The 21,035-nt window shown below is 45.1% G+C and carries 20 protein-coding genes, 1 pseudogene and 2 other annotated features; all 21 genes and pseudogenes read left to right on the top strand.

From position 1 onward, the window contains the following. The first annotated feature begins 83 nt into the window (after window positions 1-83). The 21 genes and pseudogenes from AE2B122_RS18270 to rpoC all read left to right on the top strand — a co-directional run bounded on the left by AE2B122_RS18270 (window position 84) and on the right by rpoC (window position 20,952). Window positions 84-1,193 carry a PIN/TRAM domain-containing protein gene (locus AE2B122_RS18270; RefSeq protein ID WP_095220635.1) on the top strand — a complete coding sequence of 370 codons (1,110 nt, stop codon included), beginning with the start codon at window positions 84-86 and terminating at the stop codon, window positions 1,191-1,193. A gap of 93 nt (window positions 1,194-1,286) precedes the next feature. Beyond that, window positions 1,287-1,964, top strand: a complete 678-nt coding sequence (gene ispD / locus AE2B122_RS18265) for a 2-C-methyl-D-erythritol 4-phosphate cytidylyltransferase (RefSeq protein WP_095220636.1) — start codon at window positions 1,287-1,289, stop codon at window positions 1,962-1,964. Between the two features lie 14 nt (window positions 1,965-1,978). Continuing rightward, window positions 1,979-2,455, top strand: coding sequence for a 2-C-methyl-D-erythritol 2,4-cyclodiphosphate synthase (gene ispF / locus AE2B122_RS18260; RefSeq protein ID WP_038565107.1), 477 nt, complete (start codon window positions 1,979-1,981; stop codon window positions 2,453-2,455). A 24-nt stretch (window positions 2,456-2,479) separates the two neighbouring features. Further along, window positions 2,480-3,949 (top strand): glutamate--tRNA ligase, encoded by a 1,470-nt coding sequence (gene gltX, locus AE2B122_RS18255; protein WP_095220638.1) that lies wholly within the window; start codon window positions 2,480-2,482, stop codon window positions 3,947-3,949. Between the two features lie 43 nt (window positions 3,950-3,992). Further along, window positions 3,993-4,212 (top strand) — a binding site (T-box leader). Between the two features lie 55 nt (window positions 4,213-4,267). Beyond that, a complete protein-coding gene (gene cysE, locus AE2B122_RS18250; protein WP_175074963.1) occupies window positions 4,268-4,936 on the top strand; it encodes a serine O-acetyltransferase in 669 nt (222 codons plus the stop codon). After that, window positions 4,917-6,317, top strand: a complete 1,401-nt coding sequence (cysS, locus tag AE2B122_RS18245; RefSeq protein ID WP_095272827.1) for a cysteine--tRNA ligase — start codon at window positions 4,917-4,919, stop codon at window positions 6,315-6,317. Before cysE ends, cysS begins: the two co-directional genes overlap by 20 nt. Window positions 6,318-6,320: 3 nt before the next feature. Further along, window positions 6,321-6,725 carry a Mini-ribonuclease 3 gene (locus AE2B122_RS18240; RefSeq protein WP_095220640.1) on the top strand — a complete coding sequence of 135 codons (405 nt, stop codon included), beginning with the start codon at window positions 6,321-6,323 and terminating at the stop codon, window positions 6,723-6,725. Beyond that, complete coding sequence (gene rlmB / locus AE2B122_RS18235; RefSeq protein WP_095220641.1) at window positions 6,715-7,458, top strand: 23S rRNA (guanosine(2251)-2'-O)-methyltransferase RlmB; 744 nt, start codon at window positions 6,715-6,717, stop codon at window positions 7,456-7,458. Before AE2B122_RS18240 ends, rlmB begins: the two co-directional genes overlap by 11 nt. 2 nt (window positions 7,459-7,460) lie before the next feature. After that, entirely contained in the window at window positions 7,461-7,970 is a 510-nt protein-coding gene (locus AE2B122_RS18230) for an NYN domain-containing protein (protein WP_095272829.1), read from the top strand. Between the two features lie 86 nt (window positions 7,971-8,056). Then, a complete protein-coding gene (gene sigH, locus AE2B122_RS18225; RefSeq protein WP_095220643.1) occupies window positions 8,057-8,707 on the top strand; it encodes an RNA polymerase sporulation sigma factor SigH in 651 nt (216 codons plus the stop codon). Between the two features lie 71 nt (window positions 8,708-8,778). Then, window positions 8,779-8,925, top strand: a complete 147-nt coding sequence (gene rpmG, locus AE2B122_RS18220; protein ID WP_084160788.1) for a 50S ribosomal protein L33 — start codon at window positions 8,779-8,781, stop codon at window positions 8,923-8,925. A 38-nt stretch (window positions 8,926-8,963) separates the two neighbouring features. Further along, window positions 8,964-9,140, top strand: a complete 177-nt coding sequence (secE, locus tag AE2B122_RS18215) for a preprotein translocase subunit SecE (protein ID WP_038565135.1) — start codon at window positions 8,964-8,966, stop codon at window positions 9,138-9,140. Window positions 9,141-9,290: 150 nt separating this feature from the next. Beyond that, on the top strand, window positions 9,291-9,824 hold the full coding sequence (gene nusG / locus AE2B122_RS18210) for a transcription termination/antitermination protein NusG (RefSeq protein WP_038565138.1): 534 nt from the start codon (window positions 9,291-9,293) through the stop codon (window positions 9,822-9,824). A gap of 164 nt (window positions 9,825-9,988) precedes the next feature. Then, window positions 9,989-10,414: a 50S ribosomal protein L11 gene (gene rplK, locus AE2B122_RS18205; protein ID WP_038565141.1), complete on the top strand. Its 426-nt coding sequence runs from the start codon at window positions 9,989-9,991 to the stop codon at window positions 10,412-10,414. Between the two features lie 165 nt (window positions 10,415-10,579). Beyond that, window positions 10,580-11,272, top strand: coding sequence for a 50S ribosomal protein L1 (rplA, locus tag AE2B122_RS18200; RefSeq protein ID WP_095220644.1), 693 nt, complete (start codon window positions 10,580-10,582; stop codon window positions 11,270-11,272). 49 nt (window positions 11,273-11,321) lie between these two features. Next, window positions 11,322-11,465: a sequence feature (ribosomal protein L10 leader region), on the top strand. A 40-nt stretch (window positions 11,466-11,505) separates the two neighbouring features. Continuing rightward, window positions 11,506-12,006 carry a 50S ribosomal protein L10 gene (gene rplJ / locus AE2B122_RS18195; RefSeq protein WP_038565146.1) on the top strand — a complete coding sequence of 167 codons (501 nt, stop codon included), beginning with the start codon at window positions 11,506-11,508 and terminating at the stop codon, window positions 12,004-12,006. A gap of 52 nt (window positions 12,007-12,058) precedes the next feature. Next, a complete protein-coding gene (rplL, locus tag AE2B122_RS18190; protein ID WP_095220645.1) occupies window positions 12,059-12,421 on the top strand; it encodes a 50S ribosomal protein L7/L12 in 363 nt (120 codons plus the stop codon). A gap of 92 nt (window positions 12,422-12,513) precedes the next feature. After that, window positions 12,514-13,116, top strand: coding sequence for a class I SAM-dependent methyltransferase (locus AE2B122_RS18185; protein ID WP_175074962.1), 603 nt, complete (start codon window positions 12,514-12,516; stop codon window positions 13,114-13,116). A 430-nt stretch (window positions 13,117-13,546) separates the two neighbouring features. After that, entirely contained in the window at window positions 13,547-13,678 is a 132-nt protein-coding gene (locus tag AE2B122_RS19400) for a hypothetical protein (RefSeq protein ID WP_255212186.1), read from the top strand. Between the two features lie 65 nt (window positions 13,679-13,743). Further along, window positions 13,744-17,283, top strand: a pseudogene (gene rpoB, locus AE2B122_RS18180) (DNA-directed RNA polymerase subunit beta). A 57-nt stretch (window positions 17,284-17,340) separates the two neighbouring features. Then, window positions 17,341-20,952, top strand: coding sequence for a DNA-directed RNA polymerase subunit beta' (rpoC, locus tag AE2B122_RS18175; protein WP_095220647.1), 3,612 nt, complete (start codon window positions 17,341-17,343; stop codon window positions 20,950-20,952). Window positions 20,953-21,035 lie beyond the last annotated feature (83 nt).

The following is a 21,035-nucleotide window of genomic DNA, read 5'->3' as shown; positions in this document are numbered from 1 at the left end:
TGCTACGGTTAAACTGCAATTATTTATTTTTACGTCTAATATATTTTATTTCAGGTAATACTTTCTGTTAGGAGGTGACAGTAATGTTAAAGCGAATCGTGCAATTATTTATTATCGTTGCAGGCGGTATGGTTGGGTTTCTCTACATTCCTAGATTGATGGATCTAGTGAACCTTACCAACATTGGTTGGCTTGATTCCCCGATCGTCGGATTGATTGGCGGAGCTATTCTATTATTCTTATTACTGTTTTGGGTGGTCGATTATATTGTCGGCTTCATCCATTGGGTGGAGGACTCACTAGTCAAGACACCTGCTGCTGATTTGTTCTTTGGCAGCATCGGGCTTATTATCGGATTGGTCGTAGCTTACTTGATTACGATTCCGATCCGCGGTATTGGTTTTGTGCTTGTTTCAGAGGTCTTGCCGCTGTTCGTCACAATTTTCCTTGGTTACATCGGGTTCCAGGTCGGCTTCAAGCGCCGGGATGAGTTCTTGAATATGATGACTTTGGCGAAAAAGGATAAGAAGAAAGCTGCGGATGAGCAAGAAGCTGGAGAAGAGAGTGTCCAGGCTGTTCAGCCTAAGTCAAAATTGCTCGATACAAGTGTTATCATCGATGGGCGAATCGCAGATATTTGCGAGACGAATTTCTTGGAGGGTACGATTGTCATTCCGCAATTCGTATTGAATGAATTGCAGCATATCGCTGATTCATCTGATGCGCTGAAGCGGAACCGCGGCCGTCGCGGTCTCGATGTACTGAACCGCATCCAAAAAGAGATGCCGAGTGTCAAAGTGGAATTCTACGAAGGTGATTTTGAAGATATTCCGGAAGTAGATTCCAAGCTAGTCAAATTGGCAAAAGTTATCAATGGTATTGTCGTAACAAATGATTTCAACTTGAACAAAGTATGTGAGTTCCAGAATGTACCGGTGTTGAATATCAATGACTTGGCGAATGCAGTGAAGCCGGTCGTCATTCCGGGTGAAGAATTGACTGTCCAGGTGATCAAAGACGGGAAAGAACATAATCAAGGTGTGGCTTACTTGGATGACGGTACGATGATCGTCGTCGAGGAAGGCAAGAATTATATCGGCAAGACAATCGAGGTACTCATCACGAGTGTATTGCAGACTTCTGCCGGCCGAATGATCTTCGCTAAGCCGAAATTACTTGAAAAAGCATTGTAAAAAAGTATAACATGATAGAAGTAGACAAAAGTGATAACATGGGATGTTATCGCTTTTGTTTGGATTCGACTTAAAATAAGGCGGTAAAAATAGATGTACTATCAAGCTATCGTGTTAGCTGCCGGGCAAGGTAAACGGATGCAGGCTGGCCATAATAAACAATTCCTTACAATTGGGCAAAAGCCGCTCATTGTCCATACGCTGAATGTTTTCGATCAGGATCCGTGGTGTGCATCGATCACACTTGTTGTAAGCAATTCGGATCGTGAATTGATGCAGCAGCTATTAGCAGCACAGAAATGGACTACGCCGATCAATCTGACAGAAGGCGGCAGCGAGCGACAGGAGAGTGTCCTGATGGGTCTGGAAGCATTGCCTGATAAGTCCGGTATCGTTTTTATACACGATGGTGCGCGGCCCTTTGTCACAATCGAGAGACTTCATGCCCTGGCTGAGGCATGTCTTGAGCATCGCGGAGCAATACTTGCGGTGCCTGTCACAGACACAATCAAGCTTCGCCGTGGTAATCGTCTGGAAACGATGGATCGAGGGCTGCTGTGGGCTGCTCAAACACCGCAGGCTTTTGATTACCAGCTCATCTATGATGCGCATGTATCGGCTAAGGTTGATGGGGTGCTGGGAACGGATGACGCCTCATTAGTGGAACGCCTCGATCAGGATGTGTTCATCGTAGAAGGCAGCTATGATAATATGAAGCTTACGACACCAGAGGATTTATACAAAGCGGAAGCATTTTTAAATGGTAAATAAAGCGAGGTCACATTATGTTTCGAATTGGACAAGGATTTGATGTACATGCATTTGCAGAGGATAGACCGTGTATCATAGGCGGGATTACAATTCCTTACGAACTTGGATTGCTAGGCCATTCAGATGCGGATGTACTATTACATACGATTGCAGATGCGTGTCTTGGTGCTTTGGCACTGGGTGACATCGGCAAGCATTTCCCGGATACTGATCCTGCTTTCAAGGATGCAGACTCGGAAGTACTGCTGCGGCATGTATGGCAGCTTGTAAAAGAAAAAGGATACAAATTAGGGAACTTGGATTGCACAGTTATTGCACAAGCACCGAAAATGGCTCCATATATCGATCAGATTCGTGAAAACGTAGCGGGGATGCTCGATGCAGAACCGGGTCAGATCAATGTGAAAGCAACAACGACAGAACAGCTTGGCTTCACTGGCCGGAAGGAAGGAATAGCTGCGCAAGCAGTCGTCCTTTTGCAGCAAGCCTAACATAATCGAAAGGGAGTTATTCATATGTCAAAACCTGTACGTGTGCGCTATGCGCCGAGTCCGACTGGACATTTGCACATTGGAAACGCACGAACTGCACTATTCAACTATTTATATGCCCGTCATCATGATGGCAAATTCATCGTCCGCACAGAAGATACGGATCAAAAACGAAATGTTGAAGGCGGCGAGGAAAGCCAGTTCAGCTACCTGAAATGGCTTGGTATCAAATGGGACGAAGGTGCCGATATCGGCGGTGAATACGGACCATACCGTCAATTGGAACGCCTGGATATCTATAAGAAGTATGTAGATGAATTGCTGGACCGTGGTCTAGCTTACAAATGCTACGTGACAGAAGAGGAACTAGAGAAAGAGCGCGAGGAACAAAAGGCGAATGGACAAGTTCCTAAGTATTCTGGTGTGCATCGTGATCTGACACCGGAGCAGCAAGAGAAGTTTGAAGCGGAAGGCAGACAGCCAAGTATCCGTTTCCGAGTGCCGGAAAATAAAACATACAAATTTAACGATATTGTACGTGATGAGATCAGCTTCGAGTCCAGTGACTTCGGCGACTGGGTTATCGTGAAAAAGAACGGCATCCCAACGTATAACTTTGCTGTGGCAGTCGATGACCATCTAATGGAGATCTCGCATATCCTCCGCGGAGAAGAGCATATCTCCAATACACCGAAACAGCTTATGATTTACGAAGCATTCGGCTGGGAAGCACCACAATTCGGACATATGACATTGATTCTTAACGAAAACCGTAAGAAGCTGTCTAAACGTGATGAGCATATCCTGCAGTTCATCGAGCAATATAAGAACCTAGGTTACCTGCCGGAAGCGATGTTTAACTTCATCAGTTTGCTTGGCTGGTCACCAGTCGGAGAAGAAGAAATCTTCTCCAAAGATGAAATCATCAAGATTTTCGATCCGAATCGTCTTTCCACTTCTGCTGCAATCTTCGATCCGCAGAAGCTGAAATGGATGAACAACCAATACATCAAATCAGAAGATGCTGGTCGTATCGAGAAATTGACATTGCCGCATTTGATCCAGGCAGGCAAACTTCCTGAGAACATGGAAGATTCCCGCCGTGACTGGGCAGCAGAGCTTATCGCTCTTTACAAAGACCAGTTGAACTATGGTGCGGAGATTGTCGAGTTGACGGAGTTATTCTTCCAGGAAGAAATCGTTTATGATGAAGAAGCATTGGCAGTACTTCAGGATGAACAAGTACCGGAAGTCTTGAAAGCATTCTCCGAACAGCTTTCAGCATTGGAAGCATTCGAACCGGATACAATCAAAGGTGCGATCAAATCGACACAAAAACAGACTGGTCAAAAAGGCAAAAAGCTCTTCATGCCGATTCGTGTTGCTACAACTGGCGTAACACATGGTCCAGAACTGCCAGACTCCATTCACTTGCTTGGCGAGACAGTTGTCCAAAATCGTCTTCGCGCAGCAATCGAACAACTGACAAAGTAAAATATTCACTTTTTTGCTGAAATATAATATAGTAGTACTACACATTCGAACGTAGAAGAGGAGAAGTACGCATCTGTCTTTCCATCCAGAGAGAGCCGCATACGCTGCGAGCGGCTTTGGAGAGCTTTTGCTGAAATGCGCCTCGGAGTCTTTTGCCGAAATAATAGTAGGTAAAAGCGGTTCTCGCCGTTATCTGAGTGAAGCTGGGGAAGCCGTATGGGCTCGCCCAAATAGAGTGGAACCGCGCAAAAAGCGTCTCTGTCATTGTACAGGGGCGCTTTTTTTCGTGAAACGGTAGAAGCGGAAAGGAAGGGGAAAATGGGATTTTTCAAGATGCTGAAAGAGGATGTTATGGTAGTCTTCGACCAGGATCCAGCTGCTCGCTCTTATCTGGAAGTTATCCTAACGTATTCCGGCTTGCATGCCATTTGGGCACACCGAATTGCACACCAATTCTACAAGCACAAATTCTATTTCCTTGCCCGTGTTGTTTCACAAGTGAGCCGTTTCTTCACCGGTATTGAAATACATCCTGGAGCCACGATCGGCAGACGATTCTTCATCGATCACGGCATGGGCGTTGTCATAGGTGAAACGTGCGAAATCGGTGATAATGTAACGATCTTCCAAGGCGTGACTTTAGGGGGGACGGGGAAAGAAAAAGGCAAACGACATCCGACCGTCAAAGACAATGCACTTATCGCGACAGGAGCTAAAGTGTTAGGTTCGATTACGATTGGTGCCAACTCGAAGATAGGTGCAGGTTCTGTGGTCCTGCATGATGTTCCGGATTGTTCGACCGTAGTCGGAATCCCTGGACGTGTCGTCATCAAAGACGGTGAACGTATTAGAAGAGATCTGGATCATCAGGATTTGCCGGACCCAGTTGCGGAGAAGCTAAGGAAAATGGATCTGGAAATTAAAGAACTACAGCGGGAATTAGCCGCAGCAAAAGGAGAGAAGCAGCATGTCGGTAAAAATTTATAATACATTGAGCCGTAATAAGGAGCCATTTGTACCGCTTGAAGAAGGAAAGGTAAGCATGTACGTTTGCGGCCCAACTGTTTATAACTATATTCATATCGGAAACGCAAGACCACCGATTGTATTCGATACAGTCCGCCGCTATCTTGAATATCGCGGTTATGATGTCACATATGTCATGAACTTCACAGATGTTGATGACAAAATCATCAATGCAGCGAAAGAGATGGGCGAAGATGTTTACGCGGTTGCAGAGAAATTCATCCAGGCTTATCAGGAAGATACATCTGCACTTGGAGTCAAAGAAGGTGCGCTCCACCCCCGTGTAACGGAGAGTATGGAAGAGATTATAGATTTTGTGCAAGGTTTGATTAATAAAGGGTATGCGTATGTATCCGAAGGCGATGTCTACTTCCGCACACGTTCCTTTGATGGTTACGGTAAGTTGTCGCATCAGTCCATTGACGAATTGCGCTCGGGTGCCCGCATTCGTGTTGGTGAGCAGAAGGACGATCCACTTGATTTTGCCCTATGGAAAAATGCAAAGCCAGGAGAGATTTCATGGGAAACGCCATGGGGTGAAGGACGTCCGGGCTGGCACATTGAATGCTCCGCGATGGTGAAAAAACATCTTGGTGACACAATCGATATTCATGCAGGCGGAACTGACCTTACTTTCCCGCACCATGAAAATGAAATAGCTCAATCAGAGGCCCTTAATGGGAAGTCATTTGCGAACTATTGGATGCACAACGGGCACATCAATATTGATAACGAGAAAATGTCCAAGTCACTGGGCAACTTCATCCTTGCACATGATTTGATCAAGAAACATGATCCGCAAGTATTGCGATTCTTCATGCTAAGCGTTCATTACCGCAATCCAATCAATTTCACGGATGAATTATTGGAAAGTGCAAAGACTGGCTTGGCACGAATTAAAAATGCTTACGATAATCTGCAGCACAGAAAAGCTGCGAGCACAAATCAGGATAATAATGCAAATGGTGTAGTGGGAACGATCCAAGAGCTTAAAAATCGCTTTGAGGAAGAAATGGATGATGATTTCAACACAGCCAACGCTATTTCCGTCCTATTCGATCTTGCTAAAGAAGCAAATGTTTACTTGCAGCAGGAGCAAACATCCGAACAGGTTATCGAAGCATTTATAAAAGCGTTCGAAGAGCTCGGCAGTGTGCTTGGTATCCAATTTGCTGCAGAGGCAGAATTGCTGGATGATGAAATAGAAGGCTTGCTCACGCAGCGTGTGGAAGCCCGCAAGAATCGTGACTTCCAGGAAGCAGACCGGATTCGTGACTTGCTTAAGGAGAAAAATATCATTCTTGAGGATACATCACAAGGTACGCGCTGGAAAAGAGGATAATGCATGGACGTGAAACAAATGAAAAGTTTGGCGCTCGCTTATATGGGAGACGCTGTTTATGAGATTTATGTCCGCCGGCATCTTCTGCAAAAAGGAGAAGTAAAACCAAATCAGCTGCACCACGCAGCGGTCACCTTCGTTTCTGCAAAATCACAAGCGAAAGTGATCCGTGATTGGCTCGAGCAGGACATGCTGTCGGAGGAAGAACAAGCAGTCTTTCGGAGAGGGCGTAATGCCAAGTCCGGTACGGTGCCTAAAAATACGGATGTACAGACTTACAGATACAGCACAGGCTTTGAAGCGCTTATTGGGTATCACTATCTGCTGGAAGATACAGATCGTCTTGAAATCCTTATACAAGCAGCTATCAAACATGTAGAAGAAAGGAGTCAGCAGCATGGCAGATGAATGGATAATCGGAAAAAACCCTGTAACGGAAGCATTGCGGTCTGGCCGTTCAATTAATAAAATCATGGTTTCGGAGCATTTGCAGCCAAAAACATGGCAGTCGATACAGGAACTCGCAAAGACAAGCGGTACAATCGTGCAGAAAGTACCGAAACGAAAACTGGATCAATTGATCGAGGGTGCTCACCAAGGGATTGTTGCTTCGGTGGCAGCATATGAATACAGCTCAGTGGATGATCTATTCCGCGTAGCAGAGGAACGGGGAGAGCAGCCGTTCTTCATCATCCTTGATGAAATGGAGGATCCGCACAATCTTGGTTCTATTCTGCGTACAGCAGATGCTGTCGGAGCGCATGGCGTCATCATTCCGAAGCGGCGTTCAGTCAGCTTGACCGCTACAGTAGCCAAGACGTCTGCAGGAGCTATCGAGTATATTCCGGTCGCCCGCGTGACGAATCTGGCGCAGACGATTGATCATTTGAAGGAACGGAATGTTTGGGTTGCTGGTACGGCAGCAGAAGGTGCGATTGATTATCGTCGTCTGGATGCAGTCGGAGCAATTGCCCTTGTAATCGGAAATGAAGGAAAAGGTATCAGCAGGCTTGTTCGGGAGAAATGTGATTGGACAGTTTCGCTTCCTATGCATGGTAAAGTCACTTCCCTTAATGCAAGTGTCGCGGCAAGTCTTCTCATGTATGAAGTAAACCGTCAGCGTCATCCCCTAGGGGAATAAAGATGGACATATTAGTGGTCGATGGCTATAACGTCATCGGGGCATGGGAAGAACTGCATGCACTCCGCCATAAAGATTTTGAACAGTCCCGCCAGCTGCTGATCGAGAAGCTGGCCGAGTATCAGGCTTACACAGGTCATCGGGTAATTGTCGTATTCGATGCCTATCATGTGAGGGGATTGGAGAAAAAATACGAAAATTATAAAGTAGAAGTTCTCTATACAAAAGAAAAAGAGACGGCGGATGACCATATCGAAAAACTGATTAAAACGTTGAAAAATGTCAAGACACAAGTTTACGTTGCAACTTCGGATTATGCAGAACAGCGTACTATATTTGGGCAAGGGGCACTCCGTAAATCTTCCAGAGAACTATATCTGGAGATAAAGCAAATCGAGCGGGAGATCGACCAGGAAATCAGGGAGTACAATACTCGACAATTTCCGCCAAAAATCCCTTTAAAACCCGAAGTGAGGGAAACACTCGAAGCATGGCGCAGAAGGAAGAAATAGCCAAAGTAGTATATTGACGGTTATTTAGACCGCCTGTATAATGACCCTATGAATTCGCGGTATACATGGTCAGGGGGAATCCTTAAGTGACAATTGTCAAGCAACGGACGGTAGACCAGGATTACGCAGTGATGGAAGATAGTGTTCTTGTAGATTTAGTCAAAGCAGGTCATGTTGATGCCCTAGATTTTCTGATTAACAAGTATCGAAATTTTGTCAGAGCGAAAGCTCGTACGTATTTTCTGATTGGAGCCGACCGGGAAGACATTGTCCAGGAAGGGATGATTGGTCTTTATAAGGCCATCCGTGATTTTAATGGAGAGAAGCTTGCTTCATTCAAGGCGTTCGCCGAACTTTGTGTGACCAGGCAGATCATCACAGCAATCAAGACGGCGACAAGACAGAAGCATATTCCGCTTAATTCTTATGTATCGCTGGACAAGCCAATCTATGATGAGGAATCCGACAGGACTCTGCTTGATATCATAGTCAGCTCTAAAGCGGGTGATCCGCAAGACGTCTTGATCAATCAGGAACGGTTCCTTGATATGGAGCAGAAGATGGCGCAGCTGCTCAGTGAACTAGAGAGACAGGTATTGGCTCTCTATCTGGACGGCAGATCTTATCAAGAGATTTCTGAGGAATTGAAGCGGCATGTCAAATCGATTGATAATGCCCTGCAGCGTGTGAAGCGAAAGCTTGAGCGTTATCTTGAAATCAGCGAAGTAACGCTATAAGCCTCGTTGACAAGCCTTTTCATGCGTGCTACAGTAAAATTGTGTCAAAATACCCGAGAGGGTGAAGAGTTTTGCGTAAATCAGTTACATTAGCGTGCTCGGAATGTTTGAGCCGCAATTATTCCACAGCAAAGAGTGGGAATCAATCAGAACGCTTAGAGACTAGGAAATTCTGCAAACGATGCGACAAGCATACTGTCCATCGGGAGACAAAATAGACAACAATGCCTGTCGGCGAGAGTTTGGGGGTAGTACCATGAATCCTGTTACGTTTTTGAAAAATGTATCTAAAGAGATGAAGAAGGTAAGCTGGCCAACCGGTAAAGAACTATATCGCTATACGATCGTGACAGTTTTAACAGTCGTGTTCGCTGCTATATTCTTCGGTTTAGTTGATTTAGGGATCTCTGAGATTTTAAATTTATTCTTTTGAATAATGCCCGCTGATATATGCTATAATGGTATTAAATATTGCTCGTAGAAAAAAACCCGTTCTGTACGGGTTTTTTAAATTGGTCTTTTTGCCCAGCATCGACAATAACTAAACCAAAGGGAGGGAAGGACAAGCGCTTGTCCTGACAGCATGGAAAAAAGATGGTATGTCGTACACACTTATTCTGGATATGAAAATAAAGTAAAGGCCAACCTTGAGAAAAGACTCGATTCCATGGGAATGGAAGATAAAATCTTCCGCGTCGTTGTTCCTGAGGATGAAGAGACAGAAATCAAGAACGGTAAACGTAAGACAGCGATGAAGAAAGTCTTCCCTGGTTACGTATTGACTGAAATGGTCATGACGGATGATTCCTGGTATGTAGTTCGTAATACACCGGGCGTAACTGGTTTCGTCGGATCCACGGGTTCAGGTTCCAAGCCGACACCGCTTTTGGAGGAAGAAGTCGAAGTAATCCTCAAACGGATGGGCATGGAAGAGACACTTACAGAATTCGACTTCGAAGAGAAGGAAAGTGTTCGTGTTACTGATGGACCGTTCAACGACTTTACTGGAACAATCGAAAATATCGACATGGATAAACAGAAAGTGAAAGTTCATGTAAATATGTTCGGACGGGAAACGCCAGTGGAGCTTGATTTCTCACAAATCGAGAAATTATAATCCTGCAATCGGAATTTATTTGGAAGCCCCTTGCATTGTTTATAGATAAATGCTAGAATCTTAATGTTAATGACTATAGTCTATAATATATAGCTATACAGACATGTTGAGTGGGAGGGTGAAAAACCCTATTACCACATCACGGACTTAAGGAGGTGTGTCTCGTGGCTAAAAAAGTAATCAAAGTTGTGAAATTGCAGATCCCTGCAGCTAAAGCGAATCCAGCTCCACCAGTTGGACCGGCACTAGGTCAAGCAGGTGTGAACATCATGGGATTCTGTAAGGAATTTAACGCCCGCACGCAAGAGCAAGCTGGCTTGATCATTCCAGTTGAAATCACGGTATTCGAAGACCGTTCATTTACATTCATCACTAAAACTCCGCCTGCTGCAGTCTTGCTTAAGAAAGCAGCTGGTATCGAATCAGGTTCAGGCGAACCGAACCGTAACAAAGTTGCTACAGTTAAACGCGATGTAGTAAAAGAGATTGCGGAATCAAAAATGCCTGACTTGAATGCTGCAAACGTTGAATCAGCAATGCGTATGGTTGAAGGTACTGCTCGCAGTATGGGAATTGTCATCGAAGACTAATTCTGATTCAATCATAGAAACTGACGAGGTTGCGTGAATGGAGTATACCATTTCGCAGCCTTTTTAAAAGCCGGCATTTCCCGGCTGACAGCGGACACTTGTCCGCTCCGCTTTAACAAGTGGGAGGTCCTACCGTTAAAACCACAATCCGAGGAGGAAAAGGAAATGGCTGTAAAAAGCAAAAAGAAACAAGAAGCACTTAAGCTTGTTGACCGTACAGCATTGTACGAAGTAAAAGAAGCTGTTGAGCTTGTCAAAAAGACAGCTACTGCTAAATTTGACGAAACAATCGAAGCTGCTTTCCGTTTGGGAGTAGACCCTAAGAAAGCTGACCAGCAAATTCGTGGCGCAATGGTATTGCCGCACGGTACTGGTAAATCTCAACGCGTATTGGTATTCGCTAAAGGCGATAAAGCAAAAGAAGCGGAAGCTGCTGGTGCTGACTTCGTAGGCGAACAAGATCTAATCGCGAAAATCAACGGAGGCTGGTTCGATTTCGACGTTATCGTTGCAACTCCGGACATGATGGCTGAAGTTGGTAAATTGGGCCGTGTACTAGGACCAAAAGGTCTTATGCCTAACCCTAAAACTGGAACTGTTACATTTGACGTAGAAAAAGCTATCCAGGAAATCAAAGCTGGTAAAGTTGAGTACCGCGTTGACAAACAGTCCAACATCCATGTACCAATCGGTAAAGCTTCCTTCTCTGAAGAGAAATTGGAAGAAAACCTTGTTGCATTGATCGAACAACTTATTAAAGTTAAACCACAAGCTTCCAAAGGCCTTTACATGAAGAACGTAGCAATCGCTTCTACTATGGGTCCTGGAATCAAAGTTGACGTAGCACCATTCCGTTAATTGTCTGTTGACATCTAATTGGAAACACTATATAATCAACTGTGGTTAAAATCTAATAAACGTTATACCTAAGACAGCAGGTGCCCTAGGGCTTAATCTCCTGCCGAGGTGTGTGAGATATAAAGGCAGTCTGTTCCGACTGTTCCTTGTGATCATGCCTCCATGTCGAATGGAGGCATTTTTCATGTTAACTCCAGGTATAATGGTGAACAAGCTAACAGGAGGTGGAACATATGTCCAAGATCATCGAACAAAAGCAACAGGTTGTAACTGAAATCGCTGAGAAATTCCAAGCGAGCCAATCTACAATCGTAGTAGACTACCGTGGTCTTACTGTTTCTGAGGTGACTGAACTACGCAAACAGCTTCGTGAAGCTGGTGTGGATTTCAAAGTCTACAAAAACACATTGACTCGCCGTGCTACGGAAGTTGCTGGTTTGACAGAACTAGACGAGAACTTGACAGGCCCAACTGCTATTGCCTTCAGTAATGAAGATGTAATTGCTCCTGCTAAGATCTTGAACGACTTCGCGAAAAAGAACGAAGCACTAGAAATCAAAGCTGGTGTCATCCAAGGCAACGTGGCTTCTGTAGAGCAAGTTAAAGAACTTGCAGATCTACCGAACTACGAAGGTTTGCTTTCTATGTTGCTTAGCGTGCTACAAGCACCAGTTCGCAACTTCGCATACGCTGCGAAAGCAATCGCAGAACAAAAAGAAGAGCAAGGCGCTTAAGGCTGCCTGAGACTTCAAAACAAAATAAAACATTCCCCAAGGAGGAAATATCATGTCTAAAGAGACAATCATTGAAGAGATTAAAGGTATGTCCGTTCTAGAATTGAACGATCTTGTTAAAGCTATCGAAGAAGAATTCGGCGTAACTGCTGCAGCTCCTGTAGCTGTAGCTGGTGGCGGAGCTGCTGAAGCTGCTGAAGAGCAAACTGAATTTAACGTTGTTCTTACAAGCGCTGGCGCTTCTAAAATCAAAGTTGTTAAAGCTGTACGCGAAGCAACTGGTCTAGGTCTTAAAGATGCTAAAGATCTTGTAGATAACGCTCCTGGAAACATCAAAGAAGGCGTTTCTAAAGCTGATGCTGAAGAACTTAAAGCTAAACTTGAAGAAGCTGGAGCTTCTGTAGAAGTTAAGTAATAACAAGAAAGCTCGCCTTCGGGCGAGCTTTCCTTTTATCTATCTCTCCATGGCAATCGTGAATGGATCCTGAATAAAGAAGGTGACCAATTATGTCGGATCATTATTATACCAATCAGCCGCAATCTAAAAGTGCTCCTGCTACATGGCGATTCACTTTAAAAGGCAATGAACTTGTGTTCACTTCGGATACCGGGGTATTCTCCAAGAAAGAAGTGGATTTTGGTTCCAGGATTTTGATTGATGTCTTCAGGGAGCCTGAAATAGAAGGGGATATACTGGATCTTGGCTGTGGATATGGACCGATCGGCATTTCATTTGCGAAAGCATTCGCAAATCGCGCGATTGTGATGAGTGACGTTAATGAGCGCGCGGTATCACTTGCGAAACAGAATGCTGAGGCGAATGGAGCGAATAATACGCATTTTTATGTGAGTGATCGCTTAACCGCTTATTCGGACCGAAAGTTCGCGGCAATTGCTACTAACCCTCCAATCCGAGCAGGCAAGAAGGTTGTACATCAGTTATTTGAAGAGAGCTACCAAGCGCTGCTTCCTCAAGGAGAGCTCTGGGTTGTCATTCAAAAGAAACAAGGCGCCCCATCTGCTCAGGAAAAATTGAATCAGCTTTTCGGCTCGTGTGAAATCGTCAAGAAGGAAAAGGGCTATTACATTCTATTAGCTAAAAAAGATTGACTCGCATAAATGCTTGTGGTAGTATTGTAAAATGCCAATAGATAACGATACTCGGAGAGGATTATAATTTTCTTAGAGAATCGTGTTTAAACTGTCGGCCGCTTGGCAAGACTGCTATCATTATTATGTTTTTGCCTTCGTCGATTTTATCTAAATATGTATGATCAGGGTTATGTCGCCATTCGGAGGAGCTAGCAAGCTGAATTTTTAACGGTTTTTATGTAAAAACCTTTTTCGTTTTTAGCTTGAAGGCGGCGCAGGAAGGACAGTAGGAGTGTTACGCTGTTGGAACTATACCACTTTCTGATTTCTGTTAAACAGGAAGGGAAGCCCGTTTCATTACAACATTCACATCACATTCGTATTTATGCGAATGCTTTTCTATGTAAACAGAAGATGTGAACAATGCAAATATTGTGGCGATTCATTTATGTTAGCTACAATATATAATTTATTGCTTGGAAAGTCAATCGGCATTCCGGCAATTCAGGCAGACCTTCATCCGAAAAAGGTCGGTCAAGTGAGAGACTCACAGCAGGAGATTTCTGCTGCAGGATGTTGATTTACTGCAGTCTACGGATTGCAGCTTGAATACATTACTAATGTTTGATTTGAGGGGTGAAGCTGTTGACAGGTCAAGTAGTTCAGTATGGACGACACCGCCAGCGCAGAAGCTATGCACGTATTAGTGAAGTGCTAGAGTTACCGAATCTTATCGAGATTCAAACCGCTTCTTATGAATGGTTCTTAGAAGAAGGATTACGAGAGATGTTCCAGGATATTTCCCCGATCGAGGATTTCGCGGGTAATTTATCGCTGGAATTTGTCGACTATAGCCTTGGCGAACCGAAATATCCAGTAGATGAAGCAAAAGAAAGAGACGTTACCTATAACGCTCCGCTTCGTGTGAAAGTCCGTTTGTTGAATAACGAGACAGGCGAAGTAAAAGAACAGGAAGTATTCATGGGTGACTTCCCATTGATGACAGATACAGGAACGTTCATCATCAACGGTGCTGAACGCGTTATCGTATCACAGCTTGTTCGCTCCCCTAGTGTTTATTTCAGTGAGAAATTCGACAAGAACGGAAAACGTGGCCATACGGCAACTGTTATTCCGAACCGTGGTGCATGGCTTGAGTTCGAGACGGATGCGAAGGATGTAGTCCATGTCCGTATCGACCGTACACGTAAACTTCCTATCACTGTCTTGCTTCGTGCGCTTGGATTCGGAAGTGATCAGGAAATCATCGATTTGATTGGTGAGAATGAGTACTTGCGTAACACATTGGAGAAAGATAACACAGAAACTACTGAAAAAGCATTGCTTGAAATCTACGAGCGTCTTCGTCCAGGAGAGCCGCCTACTGTAGAGAACGCGAAAAGCTTGCTTGTTTCTCGTTTCTTCGATCCAAAACGCTATGACCTAGCACATGTAGGCCGCTACAAAATGAACAAAAAGCTTCATATTAAAAACCGTTTGTTCAACCAGACATTGGCACAGCCAATCGTCGATGAAGAGACTGGTGAAGTACTTGCACAAAAAGGCGATAAGTTAGATCGTCGTCTGCTTGATAAGATTCTTCCTTATCTTGACGGTTCAAACGGCAAGTTCGGCGAGAATATCTTGGAGCCGCATGACGGTGTAGTACAAGATCAGATTGTCGTGCAAACAATTAAAATCGTCGACCCAACTGATCCAGAAGGCGAACGTACACTAAGTGTCACTGGTAATGCTACAGTTGATGACAGTGTGAAGAATCTGGACCCTGCTGACATCGTAGCAGCAGTCAGCTACTTCTTTAACCTATTGTATGAAGTTGGCGACACAGATGACATCGATCACCTTGGTAACAGAAGATTGCGTTCAGTAGGTGAATTGCTGCAAAACCAATTCCGTATTGGTCTATCCCGTATGGAACGTGTGGTACGCGAGCGTATGTCCATTCAGGATACGTCAGCAATCACACCGCAGCAGCTGATCAATATCCGCCCGGTGATTGCATCTATTAAAGAATTCTTCGGAAGCTCCCAGCTTTCCCAGTTCATGGACCAGACGAATCCGCTAGGTGAATTGACGCATAAACGTCGTCTTTCTGCTTTGGGGCCTGGTGGTTTGACTCGGGAACGTGCTGGCTTTGAAGTTCGTGACGTACACTACTCCCACTATGGAAGAATGTGTCCGATCGAAACGCCAGAGGGTCCGAACATTGGTTTGATCAACTCCCTTTCCACTTATGCGAAAGTGAACAAATTCGGTTTCATCGAGACACCTTACCGTCGTGTTGATCCGGAGACAAACCTTGTAACGGAACATATTGATTACCTTACTGCCGATGAGCAGGATAACTACGTTATCGCACAGGCAAACTCTCCGCTAACAGAAGATGGCGGCTTCGCAAACGAAGAAGTCGTTGCTCGTTTCCGTGAGGAGAATACAATCGTAGCTCGTGAACGTATCGATTACATGGACGTATCACCGAAACAGGTTGTATCTGCTGCGACAGCATGTATCCCGTTCTTGGAAAATGATGACTCCAACCGCGCATTGATGGGTGCGAACATGCAGCGACAAGCAGTACCGTTGATGCAGCCAGAAGCACCGATCGTAGGTACTGGTATGGAATATGTATCCGGAAAAGACTCCGGTGCAGCTGTTATCTGCCGCGCAGAAGGTATTGTAGAGCGCGTTGAAGCGAAAGAAATCATTGTGCGCCGTGTAACAGAAGTAGGCGGCAGTGAAGTGAAAGGCGATACAGATCGTTATCGTCTGCAGAAATTCAATCGTTCCAACCAAGGAACTTGCTATAACCAACGTCCGATCGTCAGCGTAGGCGACCGTGTGACAAAAGGTGAAATCCTTGCCGATGGACCTTCCATGCAGGATGGAGAGCTTGCACTTGGACGTAACGTTCTTGTTGCCTTCATGACATGGGAAGGTTACAACTACGAGGATGCTATCATCATGAGCGAACGCCTTGTGAAAGATGATGTTTACACATCTATCCATATCGAGGAATATGAGTCTGAAGCACGTGATACAAAGCTAGGACCAGAAGAAATCACACGCGATATTCCTAACGTAGGGGAAGACGCACTGAAGAACCTTGACGAGCGCGGAATCATCCGTGTTGGTGCTGAAGTTTCTGATGGTGATTTGCTTGTTGGTAAAGTAACGCCTAAAGGTGTAACTGAGCTATCTGCAGAAGAACGCCTATTGCATGCGATCTTCGGTGAGAAGGCTCGTGAAGTTCGTGATACTTCTCTTCGTGTACCTCATGGTGCCGGCGGTATCGTATTGGATGTTAAGATCTTCAACCGTGAAGATGGCGATGAATTACCACCAGGTGTAAACCAGCTTGTACGTGCTTATATCGTTCAGAAACGTAAGATTTCTGAAGGGGATAAGATGGCTGGACGTCACGGTAACAAAGGGGTTATCTCTAAGATACTTCCAGAAGAGGATATGCCATTCATGCCAGATGGCACACCAGTTGATATCATGCTTAACCCACTAGGGGTACCATCACGTATGAATATCGGACAGGTGTTTGAGCTTCACTTGGGTATGGCAGCTCGTGCACTGGGCATCCACGTTGCAACACCAGTATTTGATGGTGCGCGTGAGGAAGATGTTTGGGAAACGCTAGAAGAAGCTGGTATGCCGCGTGACGCGAAGACAGTCCTTTATGATGGAAGATCCGGTGAACCATTCGACAACCGTGTCTCTGTCGGCGTATCGTACATGATCAAGCTTGCGCACATGGTTGATGACAAGCTGCATGCACGTTCTACAGGTCCATATTCACTAGTAACGCAGCAGCCGCTTGGTGGTAAAGCACAGTTCGGTGGACAGCGTTTTGGTGAGATGGAGGTTTGGGCACTTGAAGCTTATGGTGCAGCATATACCTTGCAAGAGATTCTTACAGTTAAATCCGATGACGTTGTCGGTCGTGTGAAGACATATGAAGCTATTGTTAAAGGCGATAATGTACCAGAACCAGGTGTACCAGAATCATTTAAAGTATTAATTAAAGAGCTTCAGAGTCTTGGTATGGATGTTAAAATCCTCAACGGTTAAGAAGAAGAAGTAGAATTAAGAGAACTCGAAGATGAAGACGAGACGCAAGCACCTGACCGCATCAATCTTGATGTACAGGAAGGGTAAGGCGGCACAACATCGACTGCATAGCAGTAACGGGATACTAAAAGGGAGGTAGGCCCCTTGATAGATGTAAATAATTTTGAGTTTATGAAAATAGGTTTGGCTTCACCTGATAAGATTCGTTCATGGTCTTATGGAGAAGTTAAAAAGCCGGAAACGATCAACTATCGTACGTTAAAGCCTGAAAAAGACGGTTTGTTCTGTGAGCGCATCTTCGGTCCTCAAAAAGACTGGGAATGTCATTGCGGTAAATACAAACGCGTTCGCTATAAAGGCGTTGTATGTGATCGTTGTGGCGTAGAAGTTACCAAAGCCAAAGTACGCCGTGAGCGTATGGGACACATCGAGCTAGCAGCTCCTGTGTCTCACATTTGGTACTTCAAAGGTATTCCGAGCCGTATGGGTCTTGTACTGGATATGTCTCCTCGTGCGTTGGAAGAAGTTATCTACTTTGCAGCGTACATCGTGACAGATGCTGGTGATACAGCACTTGAGAAGAAGCAGCTTCTTTCTGAGAAAGAATATCGCCTCTATCGTGAAAAATACGGTAACACGTTCCAAGCTCAAATGGGTGCCGAAGCAATCCGTAAGCTTCTTCAAGATATCGAATTGGAGAAAGAAGTGGAAGCACTTCGCGAAGAATTGAAAACAGCACAAGGTCAGCGCAGAACGCGTGCGATTAAGCGCTTGGAAGTAATGGAAGCATTCCGTCACTCTGGAAACGAACCTTCTTGGATGGTGTTGGATGTACTTCCGATCATTCCTCCTGAGCTTCGTCCAATGGTACAGCTTGATGGTGGCCGTTTCGCTACATCTGACTTGAATGATCTTTATCGTCGAGTGATAAACCGGAACAACCGTCTGAAACGCTTGTTGGACCTTGGTGCACCTAGCATCATCGTACAAAACGAAAAACGTATGCTTCAGGAAGCTGTTGATGCGTTAATCGATAACGGTCGTCGCGGTCGCCCTGTTACAGGTCCTGGTAACCGTCCATTGAAATCTCTTTCTCACATGCTGAAAGGTAAACAAGGACGTTTCCGTCAGAACTTGCTTGGTAAACGTGTAGACTATTCCGGACGTTCCGTAATCGTCGTAGGTCCGCATCTGAAGATGTATCAGTGTGGTCTTCCGAAAGAAATGGCGCTTGAACTATTCAAACCATTCATCATGAAAGAATTGGTGGAAAAAGGCCTTGCGCATAATATTAAATCTGCGAAACGGAAAATCGAACGTCTGCATCCGGAAATCTGGGATGTGCTCGAAGAAGTAATCCGTGAGCATCCAGTATTGCTTAACCGTGCACCTACGCTTCACCGCCTAGGTATCCAGGCATTCGAACCGACATTGGTAGAAGGTCGCGCAATCCGTCTTCACCCGCTAGTATGTACAGCTTATAACGCTGACTTCGATGGTGACCAGATGGCTGTCCACGTTCCTTTATCAGCTGAAGCACAGGCAGAGGCTCGTATCCTTATGCTTGCTGCACAGAACATCTTGAACCCGAAAGACGGTAAACCAGTCGTAACTCCATCTCAGGATATGGTACTAGGTAACTACTACCTAACACTTGAGCGTGAAGATGCTATCGGCGAAGGTAAAGTCTTCAAAGATGTAAACGAAGCAATGCTTGCTTATCAGAACGGTTATGTACATTTGCACACTCGTGTAGCAGTAGATGCCGGTTCATTGAACAATGAAACGTTCACAGAAGAGCAAAAAAACCAAATCCTGCTTACAACAGTAGGTAAACTCATCTTCAATACAATCTTGCCGAGCTCGTTCCCTTACATGAACGAACCGACTCGTGAGAACTTAGAAGAAAAAACACCTGCTCACTACTTTGTTGAAAAGGGTGCGAATATCAAAGAGGAGATCGCGAAACGCGACATTATCTCCCCGTTCAAGAAAGGTTTCCTGGGCGACATCATCGCGGAAGTGTTCAAACGCTTCAAAATCAGTGAAACGTCCAAAATGCTTGACCGCATGAAGGACCTTGGATTCAGTTATTCTACTAAAGCAGGTATTACGGTTGGTATCTCTGATATCGTTGTATTGAAAGAGAAAACAAAGATCCTTGATGAAGCACAATCCCGCGTGGATAAAGTGTTGAAACAGTTCCGTCGGGGTTTGATTACGGAAGAAGAGCGATATGACCGTGTTATCTCTATCTGGTCTAAAGCGAAGGATGACATTCAGGAGCGCCTGATGAAATCCTTGAGCAACCGTAACCCTATCTTCATGATGAGTGATTCCGGTGCCCGTGGTAACGCATCTAACTTCACGCAGCTTGCTGGTATGCGTGGTCTAATGGCCAACCCGGCAGGACGAATCATCGAGTTGCCGATCAAGTCCAGTTTCCGTGAGGGCCTGACAGTACTCGAGTACTTCATCTCTACACACGGTGCGCGTAAAGGTCTTGCCGATACAGCACTGAAAACTGCCGATTCCGGTTACTTGACTCGTCGTCTTGTTGACGTAGCACAGGATGTTATCATCCGTGAAGAAGATTGTGGTACTGACCGCAGCCTGAGAGTCCGTGCACTGACTGAAGGAACTGAAATGATCGAGCCTCTGTATGACCGCCTTGTAGGACGTACAGCGTTCGAGAATGTCAAACATCCTGAATCAGGTGATGTAATCGTTGCTAAGAACGAATTGATCGGCGAAGATACAGCAAGACTAATCGTAGATGCAGGTATCGAAGAAGTGGCAATCCGTACTGTCTTCACATGTAACACGAAGCATGGTGCATGTAAGAAATGTTACGGCCGCAACCTTGCAACTGGCAGCGACGTCGAAGTCGGCGAAGCAGTCGGTATCATCGCTGCACAATCCATCGGTGAACCAGGAACACAGCTTACAATGCGTACGTTCCACACAGGTGGGGTAGCCGGTGACGATATCACACAAGGTTTGCCGCGTATCCAGGAGTTGTTCGAGGCGCGTAACCCTAAAGGTCAAGCTGTCATCTCCGAGATCAAAGGAACAGTTATCGAGGTCAATGATGTAAAAGAGAAGCAAGAGGTTACAATTCAAGGTACAGTTGAAACGAAGACTTACACAGCTCCTTATGGTGCACGCCTGCGTGTTGCTGAAGGTGACGCAATCGAAGCCGGTCAAGAACTGACAGAGGGTTCTGTAGATCCGAAAGAACTTCTTCGAGTTCGCGGTGTAGCTGGCGTTCAGCAGTATCTATTAAAAGAAGTACAGAAAGTATACCGGATGCAAGGGGTAGAAATCGGTGATAAACACGTTGAAGTAATGGTTCGTCAGATGCTTCGTAAAGTACGTGTTATCGATTCTGGTCAAACAGATGTATTGCCAGGTTCACTTCTTGAGATCCATCAATTCCGGGAAGCAAACCGTGAAGTCCTAAGAGAAGGCTTCCAGCCAGCAAGTGGTAAACCAGTATTGCTTGGTATTACGAAAGCTTCTCTAGAAACGGATTCCTTCTTGTCTGCCGCTTCCTTCCAGGAAACAACTCGTGTCCTTACCGATGCAGCAATCAAAGGTAAGCGCGATGAGCTTCTTGGCTTGAAAGAGAATGTTATCATTGGTAAGCTTGTTCCTGCTGGTACTGGTATGCCGCAGTACCGTAAGATCAAAGCGAAACTTGATACACCTGAAGAAGTAACAGAAGGTCAGGAAGTTGAAACTGTAACACCGTAACGGTGACCCTAATACACAAGGAAACAAAATAATTGTCGGAAGCACTGTAAATCTCTCGTTAAGGTGATTGACATCAGCTTACT

This window comes from Terribacillus sp. AE2B 122 (assembly GCF_902497585.1).
Classification (GTDB): domain Bacteria; phylum Bacillota; class Bacilli; order Bacillales; family Amphibacillaceae; genus Terribacillus; species Terribacillus saccharophilus_A.
The sequence above is the reverse complement of the archived record's forward strand: the minus strand, read 5'-3'. Positions and strand labels throughout refer to the sequence as shown.